Source organism: Phaeobacter sp. A36a-5a (assembly GCF_037911135.1).
In the GTDB taxonomy this organism is placed as follows: Bacteria; Pseudomonadota; Alphaproteobacteria; order Rhodobacterales; family Rhodobacteraceae; genus Phaeobacter; species Phaeobacter bryozoorum.
In genome coordinates this window covers 791,102-814,765 of the sequence record NZ_JBBLYU010000001.1, presented here as the reverse complement: position 1 = coordinate 814,765, position 23,664 = coordinate 791,102, and the positions used below count along the sequence as shown (strand labels likewise).

Here is a 23,664-nt window from a genome sequence, read left to right as displayed (position 1 = left end):
GCCTTGGCCCCTTGCGATTGCAGACAAGATCAGGCACCAATCCACCGGATTGCCGCCAGCCGACGGACGCTGCGCGGATGAGGATAAGGATCGATTGCGATGACCGACGGTATGCTGGATATGAACGCGAAACCCACCGAAACCCTTTCGGTGCGCGATGTGTTCGGAATTGATACGGATATGACCGTCAAGGGCTTCGCCGACGGCTCCAACCGGGTTCCGGCTCTGGATCCGACCTATAAATTCGATCCCGAGACCACATTGGCCATTCTGGCAGGCTTCAGCCACAATCGCCGCGTGATGATCCAGGGCTACCACGGCACCGGTAAATCGACCCATATCGAACAGGTCGCCGCGCGCCTGAACTGGCCCTCCGTCCGGGTGAACCTCGACAGCCACATCTCCCGGATCGACCTCATTGGCAAGGACGCGATCAAGCTGCGCGACGGCAAGCAGGTCACTGAATTCCACGAAGGCATCCTGCCCTGGGCGCTGCGCAACCCGGTTGCCATCGTGTTCGACGAATATGACGCGGGCCGCGCGGACGTGATGTTCGTGATCCAGCGCGTTCTGGAGCATGACGGCAAGCTGACGCTCCTCGATCAGAACGAGATCATCACCCCGAACCCGTTCTTCCGCCTGTTTGCCACCGCCAACACCGTTGGTCTGGGCGATACCACTGGCCTCTATCACGGCACCCAGCAGATCAACCAGGCCCAGATGGACCGCTGGTCGCTGGTGGCCACGCTGAACTACCTCAGCCACGACGCCGAAAGCGCCATCGTCCTGTCCAAGGCGCCGCATTACAACACCGAGAAGGGCCGCAAGACCATCAGCCAGATGGTCACCGTCGCCGATCTCACCCGCACCGCCTTCATGAACGGCGATCTCTCCACCGTGATGTCGCCGCGGACGGTGATCAACTGGGCCCAGAACGCCGAGATTTTCCGCGACGTGGGCTATGCCTTCCGCCTGTCGTTCCTGAACAAATGCGACGAGCTGGAGCGCCAGACCGTCGCCGAGTTCTACCAGCGCTGCTTTGACGAAGAGCTGCCGGAAAGCGCTGCAAGCGTTTCGCTGGGCTAACAGCAATGTGCCGCCCGGCCGCAAGGCCGGGCAGCGCCCGAACTGCCCCCGCCAGACCGAAGGTTTGCCTCCGGCAAAACGGGCGGGCGCTTCGCCTCTCACCCCGCCGGGACCGGCGCTGCCCTATCCGCAGCAGTGCCACTGGACTTTTCCGACACGAGGGGGGATGCTCACAAGGGACTAGGTGCGACCATGAAAAAGCCCAACGACAACCCCGCCGATCCGTTCAAGAAGGCGCTGGCCGAAGCCACCAAGGTCATGGCCAATGATTCCGAGCTGAACGTCTCCTACTCGGTCGACCCTGCCGGTCTGTCCGGCGACAATATGCGGCTGCCTCAGGTCTCCCGACGGATGACCCGCGAAGAGGTGCTGCTGGCCCGTGGCACCGCCGATGCGCTGGCATTGCGCCACAAATTCCACGACCCCGCCACCCATGCCCGCTATGCCCCGCCCGGCGACATGGCGCTTGATCTCTACGAGGCGCTGGAATCCGCCCGCTGCGAGGCGATGGGCGCGCGGCACATGCCCGGCACCGCCTCCAATATCGACGTGAAGATCCAGAACGAAGCCCTGCGCAAGGGTTACGACCAGATCAAATCCGCAACCGAGGCGCCGCTGGCGGTATCCGCCGGCTATCTGATCCGCCATCTGGCGACCGGCCGCCCGATGCCCGATGCGGCGGCCAACGTCATGGAACTGTGGCGCGGTTTCATTGAGCAGCAGGCCGGCGACACGCTGGCCAATCTCGGTGACACCATCGAGGATCAGGCCGCATTCGCCAAATTCGCGCGGCAGGTGATCACCGATCTGGGCTATGGCGACCAGCTGGGCGACGACCCGGATCAGCTCGACGACGAACAGGACAGCGACGCCGAAGACGACGCCGAGGAGCAGCAGGACCCCGACAGCAGCGGTCAGGACGACTCCGAAGAGGAAGAGGCCGACGCCAACCCCGAACAGGCCCAGGAGCAGCAGCAGGACGAAAGCCAGGCGCAGGTCTCGATGGACGAGATGGCCGATGAAGAGCTGGCTGAAGATACCGAAATGCCCGATGGCGAGGCTCCGCTGGACCCGCCACCGCCGCCCGCCGTGTCGGAGGCCGATCCCGACTATAAGGTCTTCGATGATGCCCATGACGAGGAAATCGCCGCCGAGGATCTCGCCGAACCAGCGGAGCTGGAACGGCTGCGCGCCTATCTGGACCAGCAGCTGGAACCGCTGAAAGGGGCCGTCTCGCGGCTTGCCAACAAATTGCAGCGCCGCCTTCAGGCGCAGCAGAACCGCTCGTGGGAGTTCGACCTCGAAGAGGGCATTCTGGACGCCGGCCGTCTGGCCCGCGTGGTGGCCAACCCCACCACGCCGCTGTCGTTCAAACGGGAGAAAGACACCGAATTCCGCGACACCGTGGTGACGCTCCTCTTGGACAACTCCGGTTCCATGCGCGGTCGGCCAATCTCCATCGCCGCGATCTGCGCCGACGTTCTGGCCCGCACTCTGGAGCGCTGCAACGTGAAGGTCGAAATCCTCGGCTTTACCACCCGCGCGTGGAAAGGCGGGCTCGCGCGTGAGGCCTGGCTCAATGACGGTCGCCCACAGCTCCCCGGCCGTCTGAACGACCTGCGCCACATCATCTACAAAGCCGCCGATGCGCCGATGCGCCGGACCCGCGACAATCTTGGCCTGATGATGAAAGAGGGCCTGCTGAAGGAGAATATCGACGGCGAGGCGCTGGAATGGGCGCACCGCCGCATGGTCGCCCGTCAGGAAGCCCGCAAGATCCTAATGGTGATCTCCGATGGCGCGCCGGTGGATGACAGCACGCTGTCGGTGAACCCGGCCAACTATCTGGAAAAACACCTGCGTGATGTGATCGCGATGGTGGAGCGGCGCAAACAGGTCGAACTGCTGGCCATCGGCATCGGCCATGACGTCACCCGCTATTACGATCGCGCCGTGACCATCACCGATGTTGAACAGCTGGCAGGCGCCATGACCGAGCAGCTGGCCGCTCTCTTTGACAGTGACCCGCGCGCCCGCGCCCGGGTGATGGGCATCAAACGCGCGAGCTGAGCACGCCAGCCACGCCGCTCTGAATCAAAGCCCCGCGCCGCTTCGGTGCGGGGCTTTGTGTTACAGGGGTTGCGGGACGTCGCCGGATTTGGAACAAGTGTTCGCGACAGAGCGCGCCGTGACTGCCGAGCCATTTCCTTGTTCCTGCCGACGTTGCGCAACACCCGCCCAGAAGGGCCGGCCGCTGCGCCCTGACCAACCGTCGCGGACCACCCGAAACAGATGGAGGGAGCCGATGTTCCAGACCTTCGACGTGACAGCCCGCCCGGAACAGGGCCCGCCCCGCCTCGAGGCTTTGCGCACTGAATTGCAGCGCGAGGGGCTCGACGGCTTTCTGGTGCCGCGCAGCGATGCCCATCAGGGCGAATATGTCGCCCCCGGCGACGAACGTCTGGCCTGGCTCACCGGATTTACCGGCTCTGCGGGCTTCTGTGCCGTGCTGCGTGATGTGGCCGGGGTGTTTATCGACGGGCGTTACCGCACGCAGGTAAAACAGCAGGTCGCGGAGGTCTTTACCCCGGTGCACTGGCCCGAGGTGCAGCTGGCCGATTGGCTGAAGGAGCAGCTGCCGACCGGGGGGCGCATCGGCTATGACCCCTGGCTGCATTCGGCCAGCCAGATGCAGGGGCTCGATCTGCACGGGTTTGAATTCGTGCCGGTCGACAATCTGGTGGATCGCATCTGGCAGGATCAGCCCACCCCGCCGGTGCAGCCCGTCATCGCCCATCCGCTCAGCTATGCAGGTACATCCGCCTCCGAAAAGACCGCCTCTCTGGCCCAAGAGCTGCGCGACGCCGGACATAGCGCCGCCGTGATCACCCTGCCAGATAGCATCATGTGGCTCCTGAACATCCGCGGCAGCGATATCGCCCACAACCCGGTCGCCCACGGGTTTGCCATCCTGCACGCCGACGCGCGGGTCGATCTGTTCATGGCGGAAGAGAAGCTGACGGGTGTCAGGGATCACCTCGGCGCGGATGTGGCCGTTCATGCGCCGCAGACCTTCCTATCAGCCGTGGCTGAGCTGGCACAGGCCAAAGATGCCTCCGTCACCGTCGATCTGACGACCCTGCCCCGGATCGTCGCCGATCAGCTCGGCGATGCGCTGGTTGCGGCCGGTGACCCCTGCGCCCTGCCCAAGGCCCGCAAATGCGCCGCCGAGATCGCAGGCAGCGCCGCCGCTCATCTGCGCGATGGTGCCGCCGTGGTGGAAACCCTCGCCTGGCTGGACGCCCAGCCCCCCGGCAGCATCACCGAAATCGACGTGGTCAAACATCTCGAAGCCACCCGCCGCAAGGATCCGAAGCTGCGCGACATCAGCTTTGAAACCATTTCGGGCACCGGCCCCAATGGCGCCATCATCCACTACCGGGTCAGCGAGGACAGCAATGCCGCGCTGCTGGACGGGCATCTGCTGGTGCTGGACAGCGGCGGGCAATATCTGGACGGCACCACCGACATCACCCGCACCCTCGCCATCGGCACCCCACCGCAGGAAGCCCGCGAGGCCTATACCCGCGTTCTGCAGGGCATGATCGCCATGTCCCGCCTGCGCTGGCCCAAGGGGCTTGCCGGTCGCGACATCGAGGCGGTGGGACGAATGCCGCTCTGGCTGGCCGGGCAGGACTTCAACCACGGGCTTGGCCACGGGGTCGGCGCCTTCCTCAGCGTACATGAAGGCCCCCAGCGGCTCAGCCGTGCCGGCACCGTACCGCTGGAACCCGGCATGATCCTCTCCAATGAACCGGGATATTACCGCGAAGGCGCTTTTGGTATTCGCATTGAGAACCTGTTGGTGGTAGAACCGGCGCCTGAGCTGGACAGCGCCGACGCCGAACGCGAAATGCTGTGCTGGCGCACCCTGACCTACGCCCCGCTGGACCGCCGCCTGATCGTGGTGGACCTGCTCACCACGGCAGAGCGGGACTGGCTGAACGCCTATCATGCGGATGTAGCCGCCAAGATAGGACCCAACGTAACAGACCCGGCACAAAGCTGGCTGGATGCCGCAACGGCGCCGCTGTGATACCGCAGTGTTACATCTGAAGACGACATTGATCCGTGACGAACGACGTGAAGGAAAAGGCCATGACAAAGATCCATATTCGCAAAGCAGAAGGCACCTGGGTGGTGCGCTCCGGTGGTGCCGTGCTGGGCGAGAGCAGCAACGCGCTTGAGCTGAGCGAGGGCGATCTGGCGCCCGTCATCTATTTTCCCCGCGGCGACATCGCGACAGCCTTCCTTGACCGCAGCGACAAGACCACCCACTGCCCGGCCAAGGGCGATGCCAGCTACTTCTCGATTGTGAACAAATCATCCGTGACCGAAAACGCGGTCTGGAGCTACGAAACCCCCAATGAGGCCGTAGCGCAGATCAAGGACCACCTTGCCTTCGTCACCGGTGACACCGTGAAAGTGGAGCGGATCTAGGCCCGGCTCGATCGGCAAAAACACGCTCTTATGCAGTCAGGGCGCCCCGTCTCGGGGCGCCTTTTTCGTGGATAAGCAGCCTTTCGCTCATCAGGAAACCGCGCTGGGAACCGGGCAACCTACCGCCCGCAGGCCCCGGCGCAGCGGCGCACGATTGTCGGAAAACGCCATCTGATGGGTCGCAAACGGATCCGAAAAACGGCCAATGACGCGGTCGGAGAATTCGGACTTCACATATTCTCCCGACACAGAAATTAGAAAGATGCACGTATAACGATCATATTGATCGTTATTTCACTACCGTTTTTGCAGGCCAAAGAGAGCCCGCCCGGAACCCTGCCCCAGGACCAAATAAGATACCGACGAAGAAACAAATAGGCGCGACGGATGTCGCATGCCCCCCTAGTTCAGGATGGTCTGACAAAGATGCTGACGCGCGGCCTCGACGGCCTCACCGGTACAGAACATCTGTGCATCCCGTGCGCTTTGAACGACATAGTCGATCAGGGCCTCATAAGACGCCCGCTCATTTTCCTGCTCTACTGCCTTCGCCACTGTTTCAGCCTCTGTCGGGCTGATTGTTTTGTGTTGCATGTTTTCACTTCCGAAGAATGATCACCATTATCCTTATGTTAACCATATTTAAGCCGCTGGGCCGATAAAGGTTAAAATTTCTTCTGGAAAAAAGCGAACACCCGTTTCAGAAATATCACATATTTGGGATCGTCTTTTGCGGGTAAACTTGTCTTTAAGCGACGGCTTTATGGGAAATGTCGCAAATTGACGATGAGCCGCCGTAGTTTTCAATCCTCAACTATGCTCCTCCGCAGCCGCCGCAGCCAGCGCACGGGTGTAGGCTTTCAGCGAATCAATGTGGTAAAGGGCCCCGATGAGATTCGGCGGATTATCGCCGCCCTCCCCTTCCGCCAGTACCGGCAGATAGCTGAGATCGGCCCGGTCGAAGATCGGCATCGCCGCCTCCAGCGAGGCAGAGGCGCGGACCGACAGCCCCTGGTCAATCAGCGCGGCGCAGTCCTCCGCGCTGGCGCAGCGCGGATCGCCCAGGGGCCGCATCACCGCTCCGGCGCGCAGCATCGACAGCAGATAGGCCTGTGGCCCCGCCGCGCAATGAATATTGCGCCGCTCTAGCTGGGTGAGAAAGAACGACCGGTCGACAATCCGCGACGCCAGCGCCGTCGACATCGACACCGCCACCATCACCGCCAGGCCGATCTGCCAGTCGCCGGTCAGTTCGAACACGATCAGCGTCGTGGAAATCGGCGCGCCAAGCACCGCCGCCGCCACGGCGCCCATCCCGGCAAAGGCATAGAGCGTATGCGTCCCCGACACATCCGGCAGCACAGCGGTCGCAATCAGCCCGAAGGCGAGCCCGGTCAGCGCCCCGACCATCAGCGACGGCGAGAACACCCCGCCCCCCATGCGCCCGCCCATGGTGATCGCCACGGCCGCGGTTTTGACCATGGCAAAGAGAATGGTCTGATGCAGCACCAGCGCGCCCGTGAGGGCCAGAACCGTGGTTTCATAGCCAACGCCAATGATATGGGGAAACCAGACCGCAAGCCCGCCCAGCAGCAGGCCAGAGGCCGCCGGACGCAGCCATCGCGGCAGACCCAGCTTTGTCTGCACCGCATTGCCGATTTCCTCGGCAAAGAAGATCGACCGCATCAGCACCACCGCCACGATCCCGCAGATCAGCCCAAGCATCAGAAAGGCCGGCAGCTCGACGTAGAATTGCAGCGCCCCCGGCGTGATCAGGTCGAACTCCGTCACATCGCCATATTCCAGCCGGTTGATCACGGTTCCGGCCACCGAGGCGATGACAATGGGCGCAAAGGCATGGACCGCGAAATGCCGCAGCACCACCTCCAGCGCAAAGAGCGCCCCGGCAATAGGCGCATTGAAGCTGGCAGAGACCGCCGCCGCCACCGCACAGCCCAGAAGATCGCGCCCGGTGATGCCATCGGCCTGAATACGATTGCTGACCCAGGTCGAGATCACCCCCGCCATATGCACCACCGGCCCCTCGCGACCGGTTGATCCGCCGGTACTGAGCGTGATCAGAGAGGCACAGGCAGACGCCAGACCGGCGCGAATTTCCACCCGTCCATCGCCAAGCGCGGCCCCCTCGATCACATCGGCAACGGATCGCACCCGGGCATCCGGCGTAAACCGGTGCAGGATCAGCCCCACCACCAGCCCGCCAAGGGTCGGAATGATCATCAGCCAGTACCAGGGCATGTCCTGTGCGAAACTATGCAGGAAATTCACATCCTCCGCGCCATAGACCCAGGCCTGAAAGGCGGTGATCCCCTTGCGGAAGAACAGCGCCGCAAACCCGGCAGCGATCCCGATCAGCAAGGCGATAAACCAGAATTGAAACTGGCTCGGCCCCCGGTGGCGCAGCACCCGCCAGACATCCCGCACGCCAGCAACCCCCTGAGCCAGCTGGGCGGAAATGGCGGAGCGTATGGTCTGTGGCATGAACCCGATTGTCCCGGTGTCGTTCTTGTCTGTTTACGCGGCAAACTATCGGCAGGTTGGTTAAGCCATCGTGAAAACTCAACAGCTTAGAACGATCCGGGCAACAGTTTTAGCTCAGCCCACCAGCAGCGCCCTGGCGGCGGCGCGGGCCTCCGAGGTGATTGTATCACCTGAAACCATACGCGCCAGCTCATCGACCCGTTCGTCCTCATCCAGCGGCACCACCTGCGACAGCGTCTGCCCGTCGACAACCTGCTTCTGCACCCGCCAATGATGCGCGCCCTGGGCCGCCACCTGCGGCGAATGGGTCACAACCAGCACCTGCCCGCCATCTGCCAGCGCCTTCAGCCGCCGCCCCACGGCATCCGCCGTCGCGCCGCCCACGCCGCGGTCGATCTCGTCAAAGATCATCGTCTGATTGCCGGTCTCGCCGCGCAGGCAGACCTTCAGCGCCAGCAAAAAGCGGCTCAGCTCACCGCCCGAGGCGATCTTGTTCAGCGGCCCCGCCGGCGCGCCGGGGTTTGTGGCCACGGTAAAGGCAACCGCGTCCTTGCCCTCCGGTCCCGGCTCGGCCTCGGTCAGCCGTGTTTCAAACACCGCGCGTTCCATCTTGAGCGGGGCCAGCTCAGCCATCACCGCCGCATCCAGTGCCGCCGCCGTCTCCCGCCGCGCCGCCGAGAGCTGCGCCGCCGCCCCCGTATAGGCCGCCTCGGCCTCGGCCAGTGCGGCCTCCTGATCGGCGAGATCCTGATCCCCGGCGTCCACCGCCGCCAGTTTCTCGCGCAGGGTTTCAGCATAGCCGCCCAGATCATCAGGCAGCACATCATGTTTGCGGGCCAGCGCGCGGATGGCAAACAGCCGCTCCTCGCTCTCTTCCAGCTCACCGGGATTGAACTCCAGCCCGTCGAGCACACGGGCAACGCCATCCTGCGCCTCACCCAGTTCGATCATCGCCCGCAACAGCGCCGCAATCGGCGCATCCAGCGCCGAGTCTGCCTGCGCAGAGACCCCTTCCAGCCAGCGCTGCGCATCCCCCAGTGCCGTCTCGGCACCATCGGTCAGGATGCTCTGGGCGCGCTGGATATCGCCACGGATCCGCTCGGCGGACTGCATCTCGCGGCGGCGCTGATCCAGTGCAGCATCCTCGCCGGGCTGCGGGTCAAGCGCGTCCAGCTCCGCCACCGCATGGCGCAGGAAATCCTCTTCGGCGCGGATGGCCTCCAGCGCGGCGCGGGTTTCGGCAACGCTCTTTCGGGCGCGGCTGGCAGCGGCCCAGCGATCGCGGACGGTCCGCAGAAGATCGCCAAGACCGGCAAACTCATCCAGCATGGCGCGGTGGCCGCGCGGGTTCAGCAGGCCCCGGTCATCATGCTGGCCATGCAATTCCAGCAGCGTGTCCGACAGCGCCCGCAGTACCTCGCCCGAACAGCGCCGGTCATTGACCCAGGCGGTCTTGCGTCCCTCGGCGGTGTTCACCCGGCGCAACAGCAGCGTATCGCCTCCGGGCAGCCCCGCCTCAGCCAGCACCGCATGGGCCGGATGGTCGGGCGACAGCTCGAACTCGGCCAGCACCTCCCCCTGTTTGGCGCCCTGGCGCACCAGTTCGGCCCGGCCCCGCCAGCCCAGCACAAAACCAAGCGAATCCAGCAGGATCGACTTGCCGGCCCCGGTCTCCCCGGTCAGCACGTTGAGACCCGGCTGAAAATTCAGCTCAAGATGGTCGATGATCAGGATATCGCGAATATCAAGCGCGCGCAGCATGGCCCGGCCCCAATTGCGGAAGTGGCAATTACAGCCACTCCCCCTTGATGGACTGACGGTAGATCTGGCTCAGCCAGTTGTTGCCAACATCGCGCATTTTCAGCCCGTTGTCTGTCAGCAGCTTAAAGCTGTCCTCATACCATTCGGTCGATTGATAGTTATGGCCCAGAATGGCACCGGCGGTCTGCGCCTCATTCACCAGCCCCAGCGACAGATAGGCCTCGACCAGACGGTGCAGCGCCTCTGCGGTATGGGTTGTGGTCTGGAAATCCTCGACCACAACGCGGAACCGGTTCACCGCCGAGGTATAATGCCCCTTGCGCAGATAGTAGCGGCCGATCTCCATCTCCTTGCCCGCCAGATGGTCAAAGGCAAGGTCGAACTTCAGGATTGCCGAGCTGGCATATTCGCTGTCCGGGTAGACCTCGATCACGGTGCGCAGCGATTGCAGCGCCTGAAAGGTCAGGCCCTGATCGCGGCCCACTTCGTCGATCTGATCATAGTAGCTCAGCGCCAGCAGATACTGCGCATAAGCGGCGTCTTCTTCGGTCGGGTAGAAGTCGATATAGCGCTGTGCGGCAGCGCGGCTGTCCTCGTAGTCACGCCCCAGATGATAGGCATAGGCCTGCATGATCAGGGCCTGTTTCGCCCAGGAGGAATAGGGGTAAAGACGTTCGATCTCGGAGAAGTAAAAGGCCGCATCCTCGGTCCGGTTGCGCTCCATCTCGAATTCGCCGCGCTCGTAGATCTGCTCCGGGGTGAACCCGTCAAGTGGCTGCGAACTCTTGGCCGCGCCCCCGTCTCCGCCACATCCCGAAAGCGCAGCTACGAGTAGAACCGCGCCGATGGTTTTGGCTGCCGCCCCCATGCCCATCATGTTCGCCTAACCTCACCGTCATTTACTTACGGGTGTGAACCCCGGTTCTGCCCGGTCTAGCACATTCAATTGACGCGCAAAACGTCTTTAACCGATTTCCCGCCCACTTGGCAGAGAAAGCGCGGCGGGGTCAAGAGTGCGAAGCAGCCCCGGCCCGCCACAACATGGCCCACGCCAGCCGATACCCCATGCCGCGCCGGGGTTCGCCGCATCCGAAAACATTGGTCAATATGAGGTGAGCGCTGCAAGGATCCGAACCAAACGGGATCTGGACAAGTCCCGGCAAGCCGCTTTGGGGCACGCTGAGGCCGCGCGCTGCGCCGTGAAGCCGCCGGTGTGATCTTCGAACCGCCCCGCCCCTCTAGGGTCACGACCTAAGGACGGCTCGAAGATCTCCCCCGGTGCCCCCGGCGCAATCTGCCCCGGTCGGGCTGCGCCAACGCATAGGCCTGTATTGGATCGAACTGTGGTGCAGTCTGCGCCCGGCGTCTGTGCTGCAATCATCAGTTCGCGAGAGACCGGAGTGCTGTCGTTGCAGCCCGCGGTCCGGTTGGCGCCGGGTGCACCCCGATTGTCCGGGGGAACCCAGGTTGAACGTCAGGCCCCCCAGCCGACGTTCCCGCCCGATAGCCTCAATTCAGTTACGCAACGCGGCGCGCATCGGTCGGGATCTCCGCCCAGACCAGCCCCTGCCCCGGCAGGCGCGCTGCCATCGCCGCATCGCAGCTCACCTGACGCACCGCGCCGGATGTCGCAAAGACCGCCCGCAGCAATGTGTTGGTCAGCGAATGACCGGCACGCTCGCCGATATAGTGGCCAAAGACCGGGCCACCCGCCAGCGACAGGTCACCAAGCGCGTCCAGCATCTTGTGGCGCACCGGCTCATCCGAGTGGCGCAGCCCCGCGCCGCTCTCGACCTGCGGGCCGTCGAACACAACCGCGTTCTCGCCGGGGACACCCCCCAGCGCCAGACCATTGGCCTGCATGCTTTCGACGTCAACGCGACGGCAGAAGGTGCGGCTGTCGCAAAGCTCACGCGCAAAGGCACCATTGCGCAGATCCAGCGTCTTGCTCTGACGGCCAATCGCCGTCTCGGCAAAGTCGATGTGGAACTCGATGGTCAGGCGGTTGCTCGGCAACAGGGTGGCGGTGGCACCGTCATGGCTGACACTCACCGGCTTCAGGATCTGATAGGCGGTGACCGGCGCCGCAAGGCGCTGAATACCGGTCTGCATGATGCCCCGCACGAAATGCGCCGAAGACCCATCCATGATCGGCACTTCCGGGCCGTCGATATCAATCATCACATTGTGGATGCCACAGCCCGCCAGCGCGGCCATGATATGCTCCACCGTGGAAACCGAAACACCGGAGGCATTGACCAGCCGCGTGCACAATGGCGTCCGCTCGACCCGGTCCCAAAGCGCCGGCACCATGGTGTTGCCCAAAGCGATGTCAGTGCGCCGGAAGCAGATCCCGTGGCCAGCCGATGCAGGCTTCAGGATCATGCGAACGGGTTTGCCGGAGTGGAGCCCCACACCGGCAAACGTCACTGATGCTTTAAGCGTATTCTGCACGATGGCCTCATTCCGTAAGGGTGGGCCGTACTTGGGCCCTTGTTGCGGAACAGAGGTAAGGTGTCACTTCGTTAGGCTCAACTCAATCTTTGTAACGGAATGAAACATCCCTGTAACAGATCGGCAAAACCCTGCCCAACCGGCACCAACTCGCTGATTCAAAACGAAAAAAGGTCGCCATATGGCGACCTTTTTGACTTATATGTGATCAGCTCAGTTGGCTTGACGGCGCAGGAATGCGGGAATTTCGATGCGTTCCTGCTCAGGGTTCGCCTGCCGCTGCGGCTGCGCTGCGGGTGCCGCCTGCTGGCCGTGATGCGCAACCTGGGGCTGGTGCATCGGGGCCTGCTGTGCGGCGGCCTGCTGCATGGGCGGCTGCTGACGTGCCGGTTGCTGCGGCTTAGCGGCCTGGCCTTCAGCGGCGCTGCCGGTCATGCGATGGATCAGCGAATTGAGCCCAAAGCGGCGCTGTTCGTGACCCGCTGCGGCGGGCTGCTGCACCTGCTGAGGCTGCTGCTGCACCTGCTGCGGAGCCCGCGGCTGAACCGTGTCGATCGACGGGCGCTGCTGCATCTGTGTCTGCTGCATCGGCTGCTGAGGCTGGGCGCGCTGCGCAGCCGCCTGAAGCCGCACGATCGCCTCTGGCGACGGGGTACCGGGTGCGGGCGCCTTTGGTGCCACAAAGCTCTCGGCCTGATGGGCCGCAACTTCGGCCTGCGGCTGGAATTCCGGCGCGGGCGTGCCCTGATAGGCCGGTGCGGGCAGACCGTCGGCGCCCAGCTGTTCGCCTGCGTCCTCCAGCACTTCTTCATAGTGACCTTCAGCGGCGGCCTGACCATCGTCGAATTCCGCAAACAGCGACGGCTCTTCCTGAGCGGCGGCCACGGGTTCGGCGGCAGCTGCGGGCTGCTCAACCGGGGTGCTCAGCTCCAGCGGCGCGGCGCTGCGGCTGTCTTCAACGCTGACGGTCTGCTTCAGCGGTGCCGACATCGGACGGCGCGGCACCGGAATGTCGGAGTGCACATCCACGGCATCAATACCGGTGGCCACAACGGAAACCCGCATCTTGCCTTCCATCGCGGTGTCGAGGGTCGAGCCGACGATGATGTTTGCGTTGGGATCGACCTCTTCGCGAATGCGGTTGGCCGCTTCGTCCAGTTCAAACAGGGTCAGGTCATGTGCGCCGGTGATGTTGATCAGAACACCCTTCGCGCCCTTGAGGCTGATTTCGTCCAGCAGCGGGTTCGCGATGGCCTTCTCGGCGGCCTGCACCGCGCGATCTTCGCCCTCGGCCTCGCCGGTGCCCATCATCGCCTTGCCCATCTCGTCCATCACGGCGCGCACGTCCGCAAAGTCGAGGTTGATGAGACCCGGACGCACCATCAGATCGGTCACGCCTTTGACACCCTGATAAAGGACATCATCCGCCATCGAGAACGCCTCGGTGAAGGTGGTCTTTTCATTGGCCAGACGGAACAGATTCTGGTTCGGAATGATGATCAGCGTATCGACGACCTTTTGCAGGGCTTCGACACCCTCCTCGGCCTGACGCATCCGCTTGTTGCCTTCGAACTGGAACGGCTTGGTGACAACACCAACGGTCAGCACACCCAGTTCACGGGCGGCCTGCGCGATGATCGGCGCAGCCCCGGTGCCGGTGCCGCCGCCCATACCTGCGGTGATAAAGCACATATGCGCGCCCGCGAGGTGATCAACGATCTGTTCAATGCTTTCTTCAGCAGCGGCAGACCCAACCGAGGGGCGCGCGCCGGCGCCCAGACCTTCGGTGACTTTGATGCCCAGCTGGACGCGGCTTTTGGAGGCGCTTTGCTGCAGCGCCTGCGCGTCGGTATTGGCGACGACAAAATCCACGCCGTCCAGCTGTTTGTCGATCATGTTGTTGACGGCATTGCCGCCTGCCCCGCCGACGCCAAACACGGTAATCCGGGGCTTCAGCTCTTCCTGGCCGGGCATCGAAAGGTTCAAGGTCATGCTCGTTCCGCCTGTGTTATCAGCCCTCCCGCAAGGGCCTATTCCTGTCCATCTTTGCGACAATCCTACCGCGCAGCACGAGTCGCGTCATCCAAAAAAGCGCTATTTTCCACAAAATATAGACATAGTATTGTCTAATTTCGCGACATTTCGCCGATTTTGGCAAATGCTGTGGAAAGCCCAGCAACACACCACAACATGACGGCAGCCTCCGAAAACCAAAGCCCTCGAAAGCACATCTCGTCACTGATACTGGTGGCCACTGCTCGGCCTACATGCGCCGCATGATGCGATCGTTACCGGAACATTAACGCGGCAGGATTTCGCTGTCACCCGCGAAACCACTTTGCCAGCAAAGTTTTTCGTTAACATTTGATTAATGAAGACGGCGCTGCGAAGGCGCGGAGCGGGCCTGTCCCCCCTACTCCGACAGAGGCCTCACCAGTTGTCGCGGAACCATTTTACCGCCCGTTTCAGCGTGCCGCTGGCGTTGCGGTCCACCGGCATCTCAAAATCCCACCACTCATCCTGCGGATGGGCGGCAAACAGGCTGAGACCAACGGCGGAGGCAAAGCCGGGACCGGTTGCCGACTGCGGCAGGCCGTGAACCCGCAAAGGCCGGCCGAGGCGCACCTGCTGCCCCAGAACCCGGCTCGCCAGCCCGTCCAGACCCATAATCTGGCTGGAGCCTCCGGTCAGCACGATCTGCTGGCTTGGCAGGCTGTCAAACCCGGCGGCATCCAGACGGGCGCGCACCTCTTCAAGGATCTCTTCGACGCGCGGCCGCATGATCCCGATCAGTTCAGCCCGGCTGACAGTGCGGCGGTCATGTTCCCAGTCGCCGGTATCGGCGTGGATATCAATCATCTCGCGGTCATCGGCGCCGGTGGCATGGACGCCACCGTGAAAGGTCTTGATCCGCTCGGCGTTGGCCGTTGGCACCCCCAGCCCCATAGAAATATCGCTGGTGATGTGATCACCGCCCATACGCACCGCATCGGCATAGATCATATGTTTCTTCATAAAGACCGAAATCGAGGTCGAGCCGCCGCCCATGTCGATACAGGCCGCCCCCAGCTCCTGCTCATCCTCAACCAGTGCCGCAAACCCGGACGCGTATGCGGAGGACGCGATGCCCGCCAGCTCCAGATCACAGCGCTGGATGCAGCGCACGAGGTTCTGCACGGTCAGCGCATCAACCGTCAGCATGTGCATATCCGCCGCCAGCGTCTGCCCCATCTGCCCGCGCGGGTCATTCAGACCCGACCGGTTGTCCAGCGCAAAGTTCACCGGCTGGGCATGCAGCACCTCGCGTCCGGCGCCATATTCCGGCACCTCACAGGCCGCCAGCACGCGGGCGATTTCATTCTCGGTCACCACCTGACCTTCCAGATCCACCTGCGCATCCAGCCCGTAGGATCGCGGATTGGCCCCGGAAAAACAGGCGATCACATGATCCACCCGCACCTCGGCCATCTTCTGCGCGGCCTGAACAGCCGTGCGGATCGCACGTTCGGTTTCCTGCATGGCGGTGATCTCGCCGAACTGCACCCCGCGCGAGCGCGTGGTGGCCGCGCCGATCACCCGGAACCCCGACTGCCCCGCCAGGGACCCAATGGAATTATCCTCGCTCAGCCGCCCGGTGCCGTCGAAACGCAGCACCAGACAGGCAATCTTGGAACTGCCCACATCCAGAATGGCCACAACACCGCGCTGCATCGCCTGACGTCGCATCTGCCGCATGGCTCTTTGGGATTGGTAGAGATCGGTCATATCATAGCCCGCCTGCGTTCAACTGTCGGATCCGCCACCAGTCCTCGACGGCGTTTTCGGTCATTCTTACGGTTGGACGCGCCGCCAGGCGCATATCCACCACCGCCACATCACGCTCCAGAAGGTCGCGCACTTCGCTGACGGCAATCACCCGCTCCAATGCGGGCACCGGATTTTCGGCCGGCAGCATGATCCGCTGGCCACGGTCCAGCACCAGATCCCAGCGCCGTTCGCCAATCCGCACCAGCCCACGCATCCGCGGTCCCAGCGGCTTGGCCACCGCAAACAGCCGCAGCGCCTCCTCAATGGCGTCGTCGGCATTGCGCCCGGCCACCAGCGGCAGATCCGGGTGCATATTGCGCGCGCCCAGCTCAGCCACATGCACGCCATTGGCATCCAGCAGCGCCAGACCTTCGCGGCTGCGCCAGACAACTGCGGGTTTGCGCTCTTCCACCGTGACCTGAAGCACCCCACCCGGGCGGATCCGCACATCCGCCGTCCGCACCGGATCCAGACCGGTGATTTCATCGCGGATCTGGGCCAGATCCAGATCGAAGGAGCTGATGGGAAAATCAATCGGCACCACTTCGCGAATATCTTCGGCCACGCTGCGCCCCGCCCCGTCGATGGCCATCACATTGACCATGAATTCGGGGCGCTCCTCGATCGAGGCCCGCAGATCGCTGATCATCACCTGCAACCGGTCGCGTCGCGCCTCATCCGCCATGAACACGGTGCCGGCCACAAAGACCAGACAGAAGGGAATGCCAAAACGCACACCAAAGCGAATGCCCGGCGTCAGCATCCAGCGCTGGATGCGATAGGTCAGACGGGAGGGGGCAGGATCGGAACGCCCCTCGCGGGGTTTGCGAAACCGCGTGATCAGCGAGGGCATGTCGCATCCTCAACCAGCCAGGCGCAGAGCTGCCCGAATGTCATACCCACATGTTCCGCCTGCTCCGGCGTCAGCGACGTCGGCGTCATTCCGGGCTGGGTATTGGTCTCCAGCAGGATCAGCCCCTCGGCGCCGCGCGTCTCGTCCCAGCGAAAATCGGTGCGGCTGATGCCCCGGCACCCCAGCGCCTCATGGGCCTTCACTGCATATTCGAGACAGAGCGCAAAGATCTCCTCCGGGAGATCCGCAGGCAGCACATGACGCGAGCCACCGGGTTTGTACTTGGCGTCATAGTCATACCAGCCGTCGGTCAGGATATCGGTCACCGTCAGTGGTCTGTCGCCCAGTACGGTGGTGGTCAGCTCGCGGCCGGGGGCAAAGCTCTCGACCATCACCTGATCGGGCATATCCTGCGACAGCTGCGGCGGACCGTTGGCGACTTCATTCACCAGATAGACCCCCACGCTGGAGCCTTCGTTATTCGGCTTCACCACATAGGGCGGCGCCATCACATGGCCGGCCATCACCTCGGTCTTGGAATAGATGCCGCTCTCGACAACCGGCAGACCTGCGGCCCGATAGATGGATTTGGCCCGCTGCTTGTCCATCGCCAGGGCAGAGGCCAGCACGCCGGAGTGGGTATAGGGGATGCCGAGCCATTCCAGCAGCCCCTGCACGCAGCCATCCTCGCCCCAGCGGCCATGCAGGGCGTTGAACACCACGTCAGGACGATCCGCCTGCAAACGCGCCGCGAGATCCGGACCCGCGTCCAGTTCTGTAACCTGATATCCCTCGTCCCGCAGCGCGGTGGCGCATTCGCGCCCTGTGGACAAAGACACCTCGCGTTCAGCCGAGGGGCCACCCATCAATACCGCCACTTTCGGGAGTGTCCTGCTCGACTTACTCACGACAAGCGCCTCAAATGTTCCGGGGCTTCTCGCCCCTTGTTATGCGGTCGTAAATTGACCCCAATTCGCGCAGGCCAAGGCCTGCTTTTTCGTCTTGCGAGGTCTATTCCCCGCACCGGACGGACCACTGTGGTTCGCTGTCACCACATTAACGTCATAAACGTTACCGGCCCGTTAACAGTGCCTTTACCAAGATCGCGCTTTTCCAGTTCGCCAGCTGCTGCGATTCCCACAGGAGCGACCTGCTGATCAGAGATAACCCTCTGAAAAACATGGCCTTTATCGGCTATTTGGAAAGCGGATCCCCCACCCGCATGATTTCCCACTCTAGCGTTATGCCAGAATTGGCGTAAACCTCTTTTCTGACATCTTCGCCCAATCCCTCAAGATCTGCGGCAGATGCGCCACCTGTGTTAATCAAGAAATTGGAATGCTTCTCGCTCATCTGCGCACCGCCGCGCCGGGCGCCGCGCATTCCGGCATCATCAATCACTTTCCAGGCCTTCAGATCATGGACATCATCGGCCTGACCGGTCGATGAAAACCCCGCCGGATTGCGAAAGGTCGACCCGGCTGACCGGTCCTTTGTCGGCTGGGTGGCATCGCGTTTGGCCAGCTGCTCTTCCATGCGCGCATGCAGGGCTTCGGGATCGCCCATCGGGCCGCGCAACACCGCCGAAACCAGCACGGCCCCCTCCGGCAGGTCGCTCTGGCGGTAGGCGAATTTCAGGTCCTCACCGCTCAGCCTCACCACTTCACCGCTGCGCAGCACCACCGTTGCCGACTGAAAGACATCTGCGACATAGCTGCCATAGCAACCGGCATTCATCCGCACCGCGCCACCGATCGAACCGGGGATGGTGCGCAGAAATGTCAGATCCACCCCCGCATCCGCGGCCTTGCGGGCCACATGGGCGTCCAGCGCAGCAGCGCCAGCGGTCACCGTGTCGCCCTCGACCTCAATCGCGTTGAACCCGCGCCCCAGCCGGATCACCAGCGCCCGCAACCCGCCATCACGCACGATCAGGTTTGAGCCGACGCCCATCGGGAACACCGGCACCGATGGATCCAGAGACCGCAGAACATGCGCCAGATCCTCCACATCGGCAGGCTGAAACAGATAGTCCGCCGGTCCGCCAACCCGCAGCCAGGTCAACCCTGCCAGATCGCGATTCGGATGAAGCTTGCCGCGCAGCCCGTCGATGTTCATATGCTCTGCCCCTGCCTGTCTTGGCGTCCACCCCGGCCAAGCGAGCCGACGCAGCACCCAGCGGGCAAACGACGACGAGACTCAGCAGCCCGGACCGGCCCTGCGTGTACTCCGGTTTTGCCCATGCACACAATGGCCCAGCCCGTAGCCCGGCGCAAAGGGCAGAGCGCTCATTCGTGGAAATCGGCGGGGTTCAGCTGCGGCTCAGGCGGTTGCGCAGCCAGCGGCCCAGATAGATCACGGGCCAGCGCAGCATCGACATGCCCGCAAACAGCGCCGCCAGCCCCCACCAGGGACCGTTTTCATAGGTGACATAGCCCAGCAGCGGGATGCCAAAGGCAATCAGGAGATAGGCGCGCGACCAGTGATTGTCCCGGCTTGGCAGCATCGCCAGCACATTGGCGGCCACCACCCAGAGACAGGCCAGGATCAGCGACTGCGTCATTCGCCAACCTCCGGCCCGGAGGCCCGGCGCAGGCGCGACAGCACATGCAGCAGCGGACGGCGGAACATCGACACTAGCGCAAAACAGCCAAAGGCAGCGGCAAACCAGCCGTGGTCACGACCCAGGAAATAGATCAGCACCGGCGCCACAGCGACCAGCGCAATCCCCGGCCCGCGCTGCCAGCGAACCGGCAGGGCAGCCACGCCGGTGGCAATGAACACCCACAGGACAGAGGCCAGCAGGCTCAGCATGGCGCTGCCTCAACCGCCGGGACCCTCGCCCGCGGATAGGAGATCACGCCAGCCACCCTCAGCCCCGCAACCGCTCGGGCAGACCATTGGCCCAGGCGCTGATGGTACCCGCCCCAAGGCAGACGACCATATCGCCGGGTCGGGCCTGTTCACGCACCAGCCGCTCCAGATCGGGTTCGTCCAGCAGCGCGCGGGCATGGCGATGGCCATGACGGATCAGACCGGCCACCAGATCGTCGCGCCCGGCGCCCTCGATCGGGTCTTCGCCCGCGGCAAAGACCTCGGCGATGGCGACCACATCGGCCTCGTTGAAACAGGCGCAGAAATCCTCGAACAGGCTGGACAGGCGCGAATAACGGTGCGGCTGATGCACCGCGATCACCCGGCCCTCGCAGGCCTGCCGGGCCGCTTTCAGCACGGCAGTGATCTCGACGGGGTGGTGGCCGTAGTCGTCAATAATGGTGACACCGTCCACTTCGCCCACTTTGGTGAAGCGGCGGTTAACGCCGCCAAAGGCCGCCAAAGCCTCGCGGATCTCACTGCTTTTCATGCCCAGATGGCGCGCCACGGCCACTGCCGACAGCGCGTTGGAGACATTGTGATCCCCAGGCATCGGCAGGGTGCAGCCCTCGATCACGCGATCCTCGGCCTGAAGATGAATATCAAAATGCGCCACGCCCGCCTTGTAGGTCAGGTTGACTGCCCGCACATCTGCCTGCGCGTTGAACCCATAGGTCACGACCCGGCGGTCGGTGATCCGGCCAACCAGCGCCTGCACCTCGGGATGGTCGGTGCAGCAGACCGCGACGCCGTAGAAGGGAATATTGGAGACAAAGTCGTAAAACCCGTCCCGCAGCGTATCGAAATCGCCCCAATGCTCCATATGCTCAGGGTCGATATTGGTGACGATCGCAATGGTTGCGGGCAGGCGGTTAAAGGTGCCGTCGCTTTCGTCGGCCTCAACCACCATCCACTCGCCCTGGCCCATCCGCGCGTTCGACCCATAGGCGTGAATGATGCCGCCATTGACAATGGTCGGGTCGAAATGACCGGCCACCATCAGCTCCGCCATCATGGTGGTGGTCGTTGTCTTGCCATGGGTGCCTGCGATGGCGATGTTGGATTTGAGCCGCATCAGCTCGGCCAGCATTTCGGCCCGGCGGACCACCGGCAGGCCACGCAGGCGCGCCTCGTCCAGCTCTGGATTGCCCGGTTTGATCGCCGAGGAAATGACCACAACCGCCGCGTCTTCCAGGTTTTCCGCCGCCTGCCCGACAAAGATCCGCGCGCCCAGCTCTTCCAGCCGGTTGGTGATCTTTGACGCCTTCAGATCCGAGCCCTGCACCACATAGCCAAGGTTCAGCAGCACTTCGGCGATGCCGGACATGCCGATGCCGCCGATGCCAACAAAATGGATCGGGCCCACATCACCGGGGAGTTTGGTCGCAGGGTTCATGTCATTCCTTCCTCGGACAGCTGTTCAACAAGCCCCACCAGCCGCTCGGTCGCATCGGGAATACCCACTTGCAAGGCGGCCCGTGCCATCTGGCTGGCACCATCGGGATTGCTGAGAACCGCGCTCATTTGCTCTGTCAGCGCCGAAACGTCAAGAGCGCTTTCCGGGATCAGGATCGCCGCCCCGGCATCGACCAGCCCACGGGCATTGGCGCTCTGGTGGTCGCCAGCCGCCGCGGCAAAGGGGATCAGGATCGACGGGCGGCCGATCACCGAGATATCCGCAACCGACGACGCACCGGAGCGCGAGATCACCAGCTGCGCCTCCGACATGCGGGCGGGCACATCGGTGAAAAACGGCTGCACATCCGCCGCGATCCCCTGTTCGGCGTAGAATTGCGCAACCCGCGCACCATCTTCATCGCGCGCCTGATGCGAGACCCGCAACCGGCTGCGCAGCGCCTCTGGCAGTGCGGCAATCGCTGCGGGCACCACGTCCGACAGAATCCGCGCGCCCTGGCTGCCGCCCATCACCAGCACCGACATCGGATAGTCACCCGGCGGAATATAACCGGCCCCAGCCCGCTCCAGCACCGCAGCGCGCACCGGGTTGCCGACATGGACGCCATCAACCCCCTCCGGCAGCGCCGTGGGCCAGACGCCACAGGCCACCCCGGCCACACGGGGAGCAAACAGCTGATTGACCCGGCCCAGCACGCCGTTCTGTTCATGGATCATACGCGGCAGCTTCAGCAGGGTCGCAGCCCCCAGTGCCGGGATCGACGGATAGCCGCCAAAGCCGACCACCACGTCAGGCCGGTCCCGCCGCATCTGCATCGCCATCCTTGTGACACCTGCGGCGATCTTCGGCGCGACCATCGCCTTGGCCAGCAGCCCGCCGCGGGCAAAGGTGGCCGAGGGCACCTCGGCAATCTCGGTGGTATGCGGATAGCCGCCGGTGTACCGCGCGCCCCGCGCGTCCGTTGACAGTTTCACCCGCCAGCCGCGTCTCAGCATCGCCTCGGCCAGGGCCTGCGCGGGGAACATATGCCCCCCGGTGCCACCCGCCGCCATCAAGAGCAATTTCTGCGCCATCGTATTTTCGGTCTTTCTGTCTCTGCTCACTCACCCCCCCGACCGCGCAGGGCAGACCGAGGGGTGCGCTTCAATCGGGCAGGCTCAGCCGCGCCCGTGTCCGCGCAGGAAATCTGCAATCTCGCCCTGCGGGCGCGACCGCGAAAACGCCAGCAACATCCCCACCGCGATCCCGCCGGCAATCAGCGAGGAGCCACCGTAGCTCACAAACGGCAGAGTCATGCCCTTGGCCGGCAAGAGCCGCACCGCAACGCCCATGTTGATCATCGCCTGCACGCCAAAGGTACAGACAAGACCGGTTCCGGCAAGCCGGATAAACGTGTCGCGCTCCCGCATCAGGCGGAACAGCGTGCGGGCCACCACCGCCGAATAAAGCAGGATCAGGATCACCACCAGCACCAGCCCGTATTCCTCGGCCGCCACTGCGATGATGAAATCGGTATGGGCATCCGGCAGCGACCATTTCACCTCGCCCTCGCCAACGCCGACACCGAACAACCCACCTTCGCGGATGGCATTGGTGGCATAGCCCATCTGGGTGGTCGGGTCGATTTCAGGGTTCAGGAAGCCGTCGATGCGGCGGGCAAAATGCTCGGAGCTGGAATAGGCCACAACCCCGCCCATCACGACCACCGCCGCCATGATCACCAACAGCAGCATCGGCGCACCGGCCACGAAATACATCACGCCCCAGCCAAACAGCACCAGACAGGCCTGACCAAAGTCAGGCTGCATCACCAGCATCAGCACCACCGTCAGGCACAGGCCAAAGGACATCAGCGTGCCCGGCGGGCCGTTGATCTGCTGGCTCGCGGCGATCATCCAGGCCGCCACCACGATGAATCCGGGCTTCAGGAACTCCGACGGCTGCAACGAGGCAAAGCCGAGGCTGTACCAGCGCGTCGCGCCCTTGCCGAAATCAGTGCCAAAAACCGGCAGCAGCGCCAGCGCGACAAAGGCGCAGACAAACCCGATCACCGCCAGTCGCCGCACCAGCGTTGGCGACATCATCGAGGTGATCAGCATCGCCACCAGCCCGGTGATACCAAAAATCGCCTGCCGCTCGACATAGTGGAAATTGTCAAACCCGTTGCGTTCGGCCAGCGGCACCGAAGCGGCCAGCCCCAAGAGCAGCCCGATGACAAACAACATCAGGACGCAGGACATCGTCCATTTGTCCAGCGTCCGCCACCATTTGGGTAGAATCGGCTCGCCCGCCTGTACGGGGAGCGCGCCATAGACCATTTCAGTCATGGAAGTACCGCCACTATCTGCCTCGTCATCCGTCCCGTTTTCGGGATCGTTAGGCAAACAGTAACCGGAAACTTTGCCTCAGG

20 protein-coding genes are annotated in these 23,664 nt (G+C 63.5%); 4 read left to right on the top strand and 16 right to left on the bottom strand.

Annotated elements, in window-relative coordinates; genetic code table 11:
- Positions 1-99 precede the first annotated feature (99 nt).
- From cobS to WLQ66_RS03795, 4 genes are all read left to right on the top strand, one after another.
- The gene (gene cobS, locus WLQ66_RS03810) at positions 100-1,086 is read left to right on the top strand and encodes a cobaltochelatase subunit CobS (protein WP_340545059.1); all 987 of its coding nucleotides are present in this window, start codon (positions 100-102) and stop codon (positions 1,084-1,086) included.
- Positions 1,087-1,278: 192 nt separating this feature from the next.
- Positions 1,279-3,156, top strand: coding sequence for a cobaltochelatase subunit CobT (cobT, locus tag WLQ66_RS03805; protein WP_340545058.1), 1,878 nt, complete (start codon positions 1,279-1,281; stop codon positions 3,154-3,156).
- Positions 3,157-3,391: 235 nt separating this feature from the next.
- Complete coding sequence (locus WLQ66_RS03800) at positions 3,392-5,182, top strand: aminopeptidase P family protein (RefSeq protein ID WP_340545057.1); 1,791 nt, start codon at positions 3,392-3,394, stop codon at positions 5,180-5,182.
- 62 nt (positions 5,183-5,244) lie between these two features.
- Positions 5,245-5,586 carry a DUF427 domain-containing protein gene (locus tag WLQ66_RS03795; RefSeq protein WP_340545056.1) on the top strand — a complete coding sequence of 114 codons (342 nt, stop codon included), beginning with the start codon at positions 5,245-5,247 and terminating at the stop codon, positions 5,584-5,586.
- A 90-nt stretch (positions 5,587-5,676) separates the two neighbouring features.
- Here the strand turns inward: WLQ66_RS03795 and WLQ66_RS03790 are convergent, their stop codons facing one another.
- The 16 genes from WLQ66_RS03790 to ftsW all read right to left on the bottom strand — a co-directional run bounded on the left by WLQ66_RS03790 (position 5,677) and on the right by ftsW (position 23,581).
- Complete coding sequence (locus WLQ66_RS03790; protein ID WP_340545055.1) at positions 5,677-5,820, bottom strand: hypothetical protein; 144 nt, start codon at positions 5,818-5,820, stop codon at positions 5,677-5,679.
- A gap of 168 nt (positions 5,821-5,988) precedes the next feature.
- On the bottom strand, positions 5,989-6,180 hold the full coding sequence (locus tag WLQ66_RS03785; protein WP_340545054.1) for a hypothetical protein: 192 nt from the start codon (positions 6,178-6,180) through the stop codon (positions 5,989-5,991).
- Between the two features lie 216 nt (positions 6,181-6,396).
- The gene (locus WLQ66_RS03780; RefSeq protein WP_340545053.1) at positions 6,397-8,088 is read right to left on the bottom strand and encodes a chloride channel protein; all 1,692 of its coding nucleotides are present in this window, start codon (positions 8,086-8,088) and stop codon (positions 6,397-6,399) included.
- A 114-nt stretch (positions 8,089-8,202) separates the two neighbouring features.
- Complete coding sequence (recN, locus tag WLQ66_RS03775; RefSeq protein ID WP_340545052.1) at positions 8,203-9,849, bottom strand: DNA repair protein RecN; 1,647 nt, start codon at positions 9,847-9,849, stop codon at positions 8,203-8,205.
- A 28-nt stretch (positions 9,850-9,877) separates the two neighbouring features.
- Entirely contained in the window at positions 9,878-10,726 is an 849-nt protein-coding gene (locus tag WLQ66_RS03770) for an outer membrane protein assembly factor BamD (RefSeq protein WP_340545051.1), read from the bottom strand.
- 641 nt (positions 10,727-11,367) lie between these two features.
- A complete protein-coding gene (gene lpxC, locus WLQ66_RS03765; protein ID WP_340545050.1) occupies positions 11,368-12,303 on the bottom strand; it encodes a UDP-3-O-acyl-N-acetylglucosamine deacetylase in 936 nt (311 codons plus the stop codon).
- 213 nt (positions 12,304-12,516) lie between these two features.
- Positions 12,517-14,295, bottom strand: a complete 1,779-nt coding sequence (gene ftsZ / locus WLQ66_RS03760; RefSeq protein ID WP_340545049.1) for a cell division protein FtsZ — start codon at positions 14,293-14,295, stop codon at positions 12,517-12,519.
- A 438-nt stretch (positions 14,296-14,733) separates the two neighbouring features.
- Positions 14,734-16,068 carry a cell division protein FtsA gene (gene ftsA, locus WLQ66_RS03755; protein WP_014874087.1) on the bottom strand — a complete coding sequence of 445 codons (1,335 nt, stop codon included), beginning with the start codon at positions 16,066-16,068 and terminating at the stop codon, positions 14,734-14,736.
- A gap of 1 nt (position 16,069) precedes the next feature.
- Complete coding sequence (locus WLQ66_RS03750) at positions 16,070-16,963, bottom strand: cell division protein FtsQ/DivIB (protein WP_340545048.1); 894 nt, start codon at positions 16,961-16,963, stop codon at positions 16,070-16,072.
- Complete coding sequence (locus tag WLQ66_RS03745) at positions 16,951-17,871, bottom strand: D-alanine--D-alanine ligase (protein WP_340545047.1); 921 nt, start codon at positions 17,869-17,871, stop codon at positions 16,951-16,953. The genes WLQ66_RS03750 and WLQ66_RS03745 overlap by 13 nt, the downstream gene beginning before the upstream one ends.
- A 286-nt stretch (positions 17,872-18,157) precedes the next feature.
- Positions 18,158-19,081, bottom strand: coding sequence for a UDP-N-acetylmuramate dehydrogenase (gene murB, locus WLQ66_RS03740; RefSeq protein WP_340545046.1), 924 nt, complete (start codon positions 19,079-19,081; stop codon positions 18,158-18,160).
- A gap of 193 nt (positions 19,082-19,274) precedes the next feature.
- A complete protein-coding gene (locus tag WLQ66_RS03735; protein ID WP_340545045.1) occupies positions 19,275-19,526 on the bottom strand; it encodes a DUF2484 family protein in 252 nt (83 codons plus the stop codon).
- The gene (locus WLQ66_RS03730) at positions 19,523-19,777 is read right to left on the bottom strand and encodes a DUF2484 family protein (RefSeq protein WP_340545044.1); all 255 of its coding nucleotides are present in this window, start codon (positions 19,775-19,777) and stop codon (positions 19,523-19,525) included. The genes WLQ66_RS03735 and WLQ66_RS03730 overlap by 4 nt, the downstream gene beginning before the upstream one ends.
- 58 nt (positions 19,778-19,835) lie before the next feature.
- Entirely contained in the window at positions 19,836-21,233 is a 1,398-nt protein-coding gene (murC, locus tag WLQ66_RS03725; protein WP_340545043.1) for a UDP-N-acetylmuramate--L-alanine ligase, read from the bottom strand.
- Positions 21,230-22,327 carry a UDP-N-acetylglucosamine--N-acetylmuramyl-(pentapeptide) pyrophosphoryl-undecaprenol N-acetylglucosamine transferase gene (locus WLQ66_RS03720; protein WP_340545042.1) on the bottom strand — a complete coding sequence of 366 codons (1,098 nt, stop codon included), beginning with the start codon at positions 22,325-22,327 and terminating at the stop codon, positions 21,230-21,232. Before WLQ66_RS03720 ends, murC begins: the two co-directional genes overlap by 4 nt.
- A gap of 84 nt (positions 22,328-22,411) precedes the next feature.
- A complete protein-coding gene (gene ftsW, locus WLQ66_RS03715; protein WP_340546293.1) occupies positions 22,412-23,581 on the bottom strand; it encodes a putative lipid II flippase FtsW in 1,170 nt (389 codons plus the stop codon).
- Between the last annotated feature and the right edge of the window lie 83 nt (positions 23,582-23,664).

Bases quoted from the DNA above. Each gene is read 5' to 3' on its own strand.
- WLQ66_RS03800 (WP_340545057.1), top strand. From the start codon at position 3,392: ATGTTCCAGACCTTCGACGTGACAGCCCGCCCGGAACAGGGCCCGCCC.
- murB (WP_340545046.1), bottom strand. From the start codon at position 19,081: ATGAACATCGACGGGCTGCGCGGCAAGCTTCATCCGAATCGCGATCTG.
- WLQ66_RS03780 (WP_340545053.1), bottom strand. From the start codon at position 8,088: ATGCCACAGACCATACGCTCCGCCATTTCCGCCCAGCTGGCTCAGGGG.
- WLQ66_RS03730 (WP_340545044.1), bottom strand. From the start codon at position 19,777: ATGCTGAGCCTGCTGGCCTCTGTCCTGTGGGTGTTCATTGCCACCGGC.
- cobT (WP_340545058.1), top strand. From the start codon at position 1,279: ATGAAAAAGCCCAACGACAACCCCGCCGATCCGTTCAAGAAGGCGCTG.
- WLQ66_RS03735 (WP_340545045.1), bottom strand. From the start codon at position 19,526: ATGACGCAGTCGCTGATCCTGGCCTGTCTCTGGGTGGTGGCCGCCAAT.
- WLQ66_RS03750 (WP_340545048.1), bottom strand. From the start codon at position 16,963: ATGCCCTCGCTGATCACGCGGTTTCGCAAACCCCGCGAGGGGCGTTCC.
- ftsW (WP_340546293.1), bottom strand. From the start codon at position 23,581: ATGACTGAAATGGTCTATGGCGCGCTCCCCGTACAGGCGGGCGAGCCG.
- WLQ66_RS03720 (WP_340545042.1), bottom strand. From the start codon at position 22,327: ATGGCGCAGAAATTGCTCTTGATGGCGGCGGGTGGCACCGGGGGGCAT.
- murC (WP_340545043.1), bottom strand. From the start codon at position 21,233: ATGAACCCTGCGACCAAACTCCCCGGTGATGTGGGCCCGATCCATTTT.
- WLQ66_RS03785 (WP_340545054.1), bottom strand. From the start codon at position 6,180: ATGCAACACAAAACAATCAGCCCGACAGAGGCTGAAACAGTGGCGAAG.
- cobS (WP_340545059.1), top strand. From the start codon at position 100: ATGACCGACGGTATGCTGGATATGAACGCGAAACCCACCGAAACCCTT.
- ftsA (WP_014874087.1), bottom strand. From the start codon at position 16,068: ATGACCGATCTCTACCAATCCCAAAGAGCCATGCGGCAGATGCGACGT.
- WLQ66_RS03770 (WP_340545051.1), bottom strand. From the start codon at position 10,726: ATGATGGGCATGGGGGCGGCAGCCAAAACCATCGGCGCGGTTCTACTC.
- ftsZ (WP_340545049.1), bottom strand. From the start codon at position 14,295: ATGACCTTGAACCTTTCGATGCCCGGCCAGGAAGAGCTGAAGCCCCGG.
- WLQ66_RS03795 (WP_340545056.1), top strand. From the start codon at position 5,245: ATGACAAAGATCCATATTCGCAAAGCAGAAGGCACCTGGGTGGTGCGC.
- recN (WP_340545052.1), bottom strand. From the start codon at position 9,849: ATGCTGCGCGCGCTTGATATTCGCGATATCCTGATCATCGACCATCTT.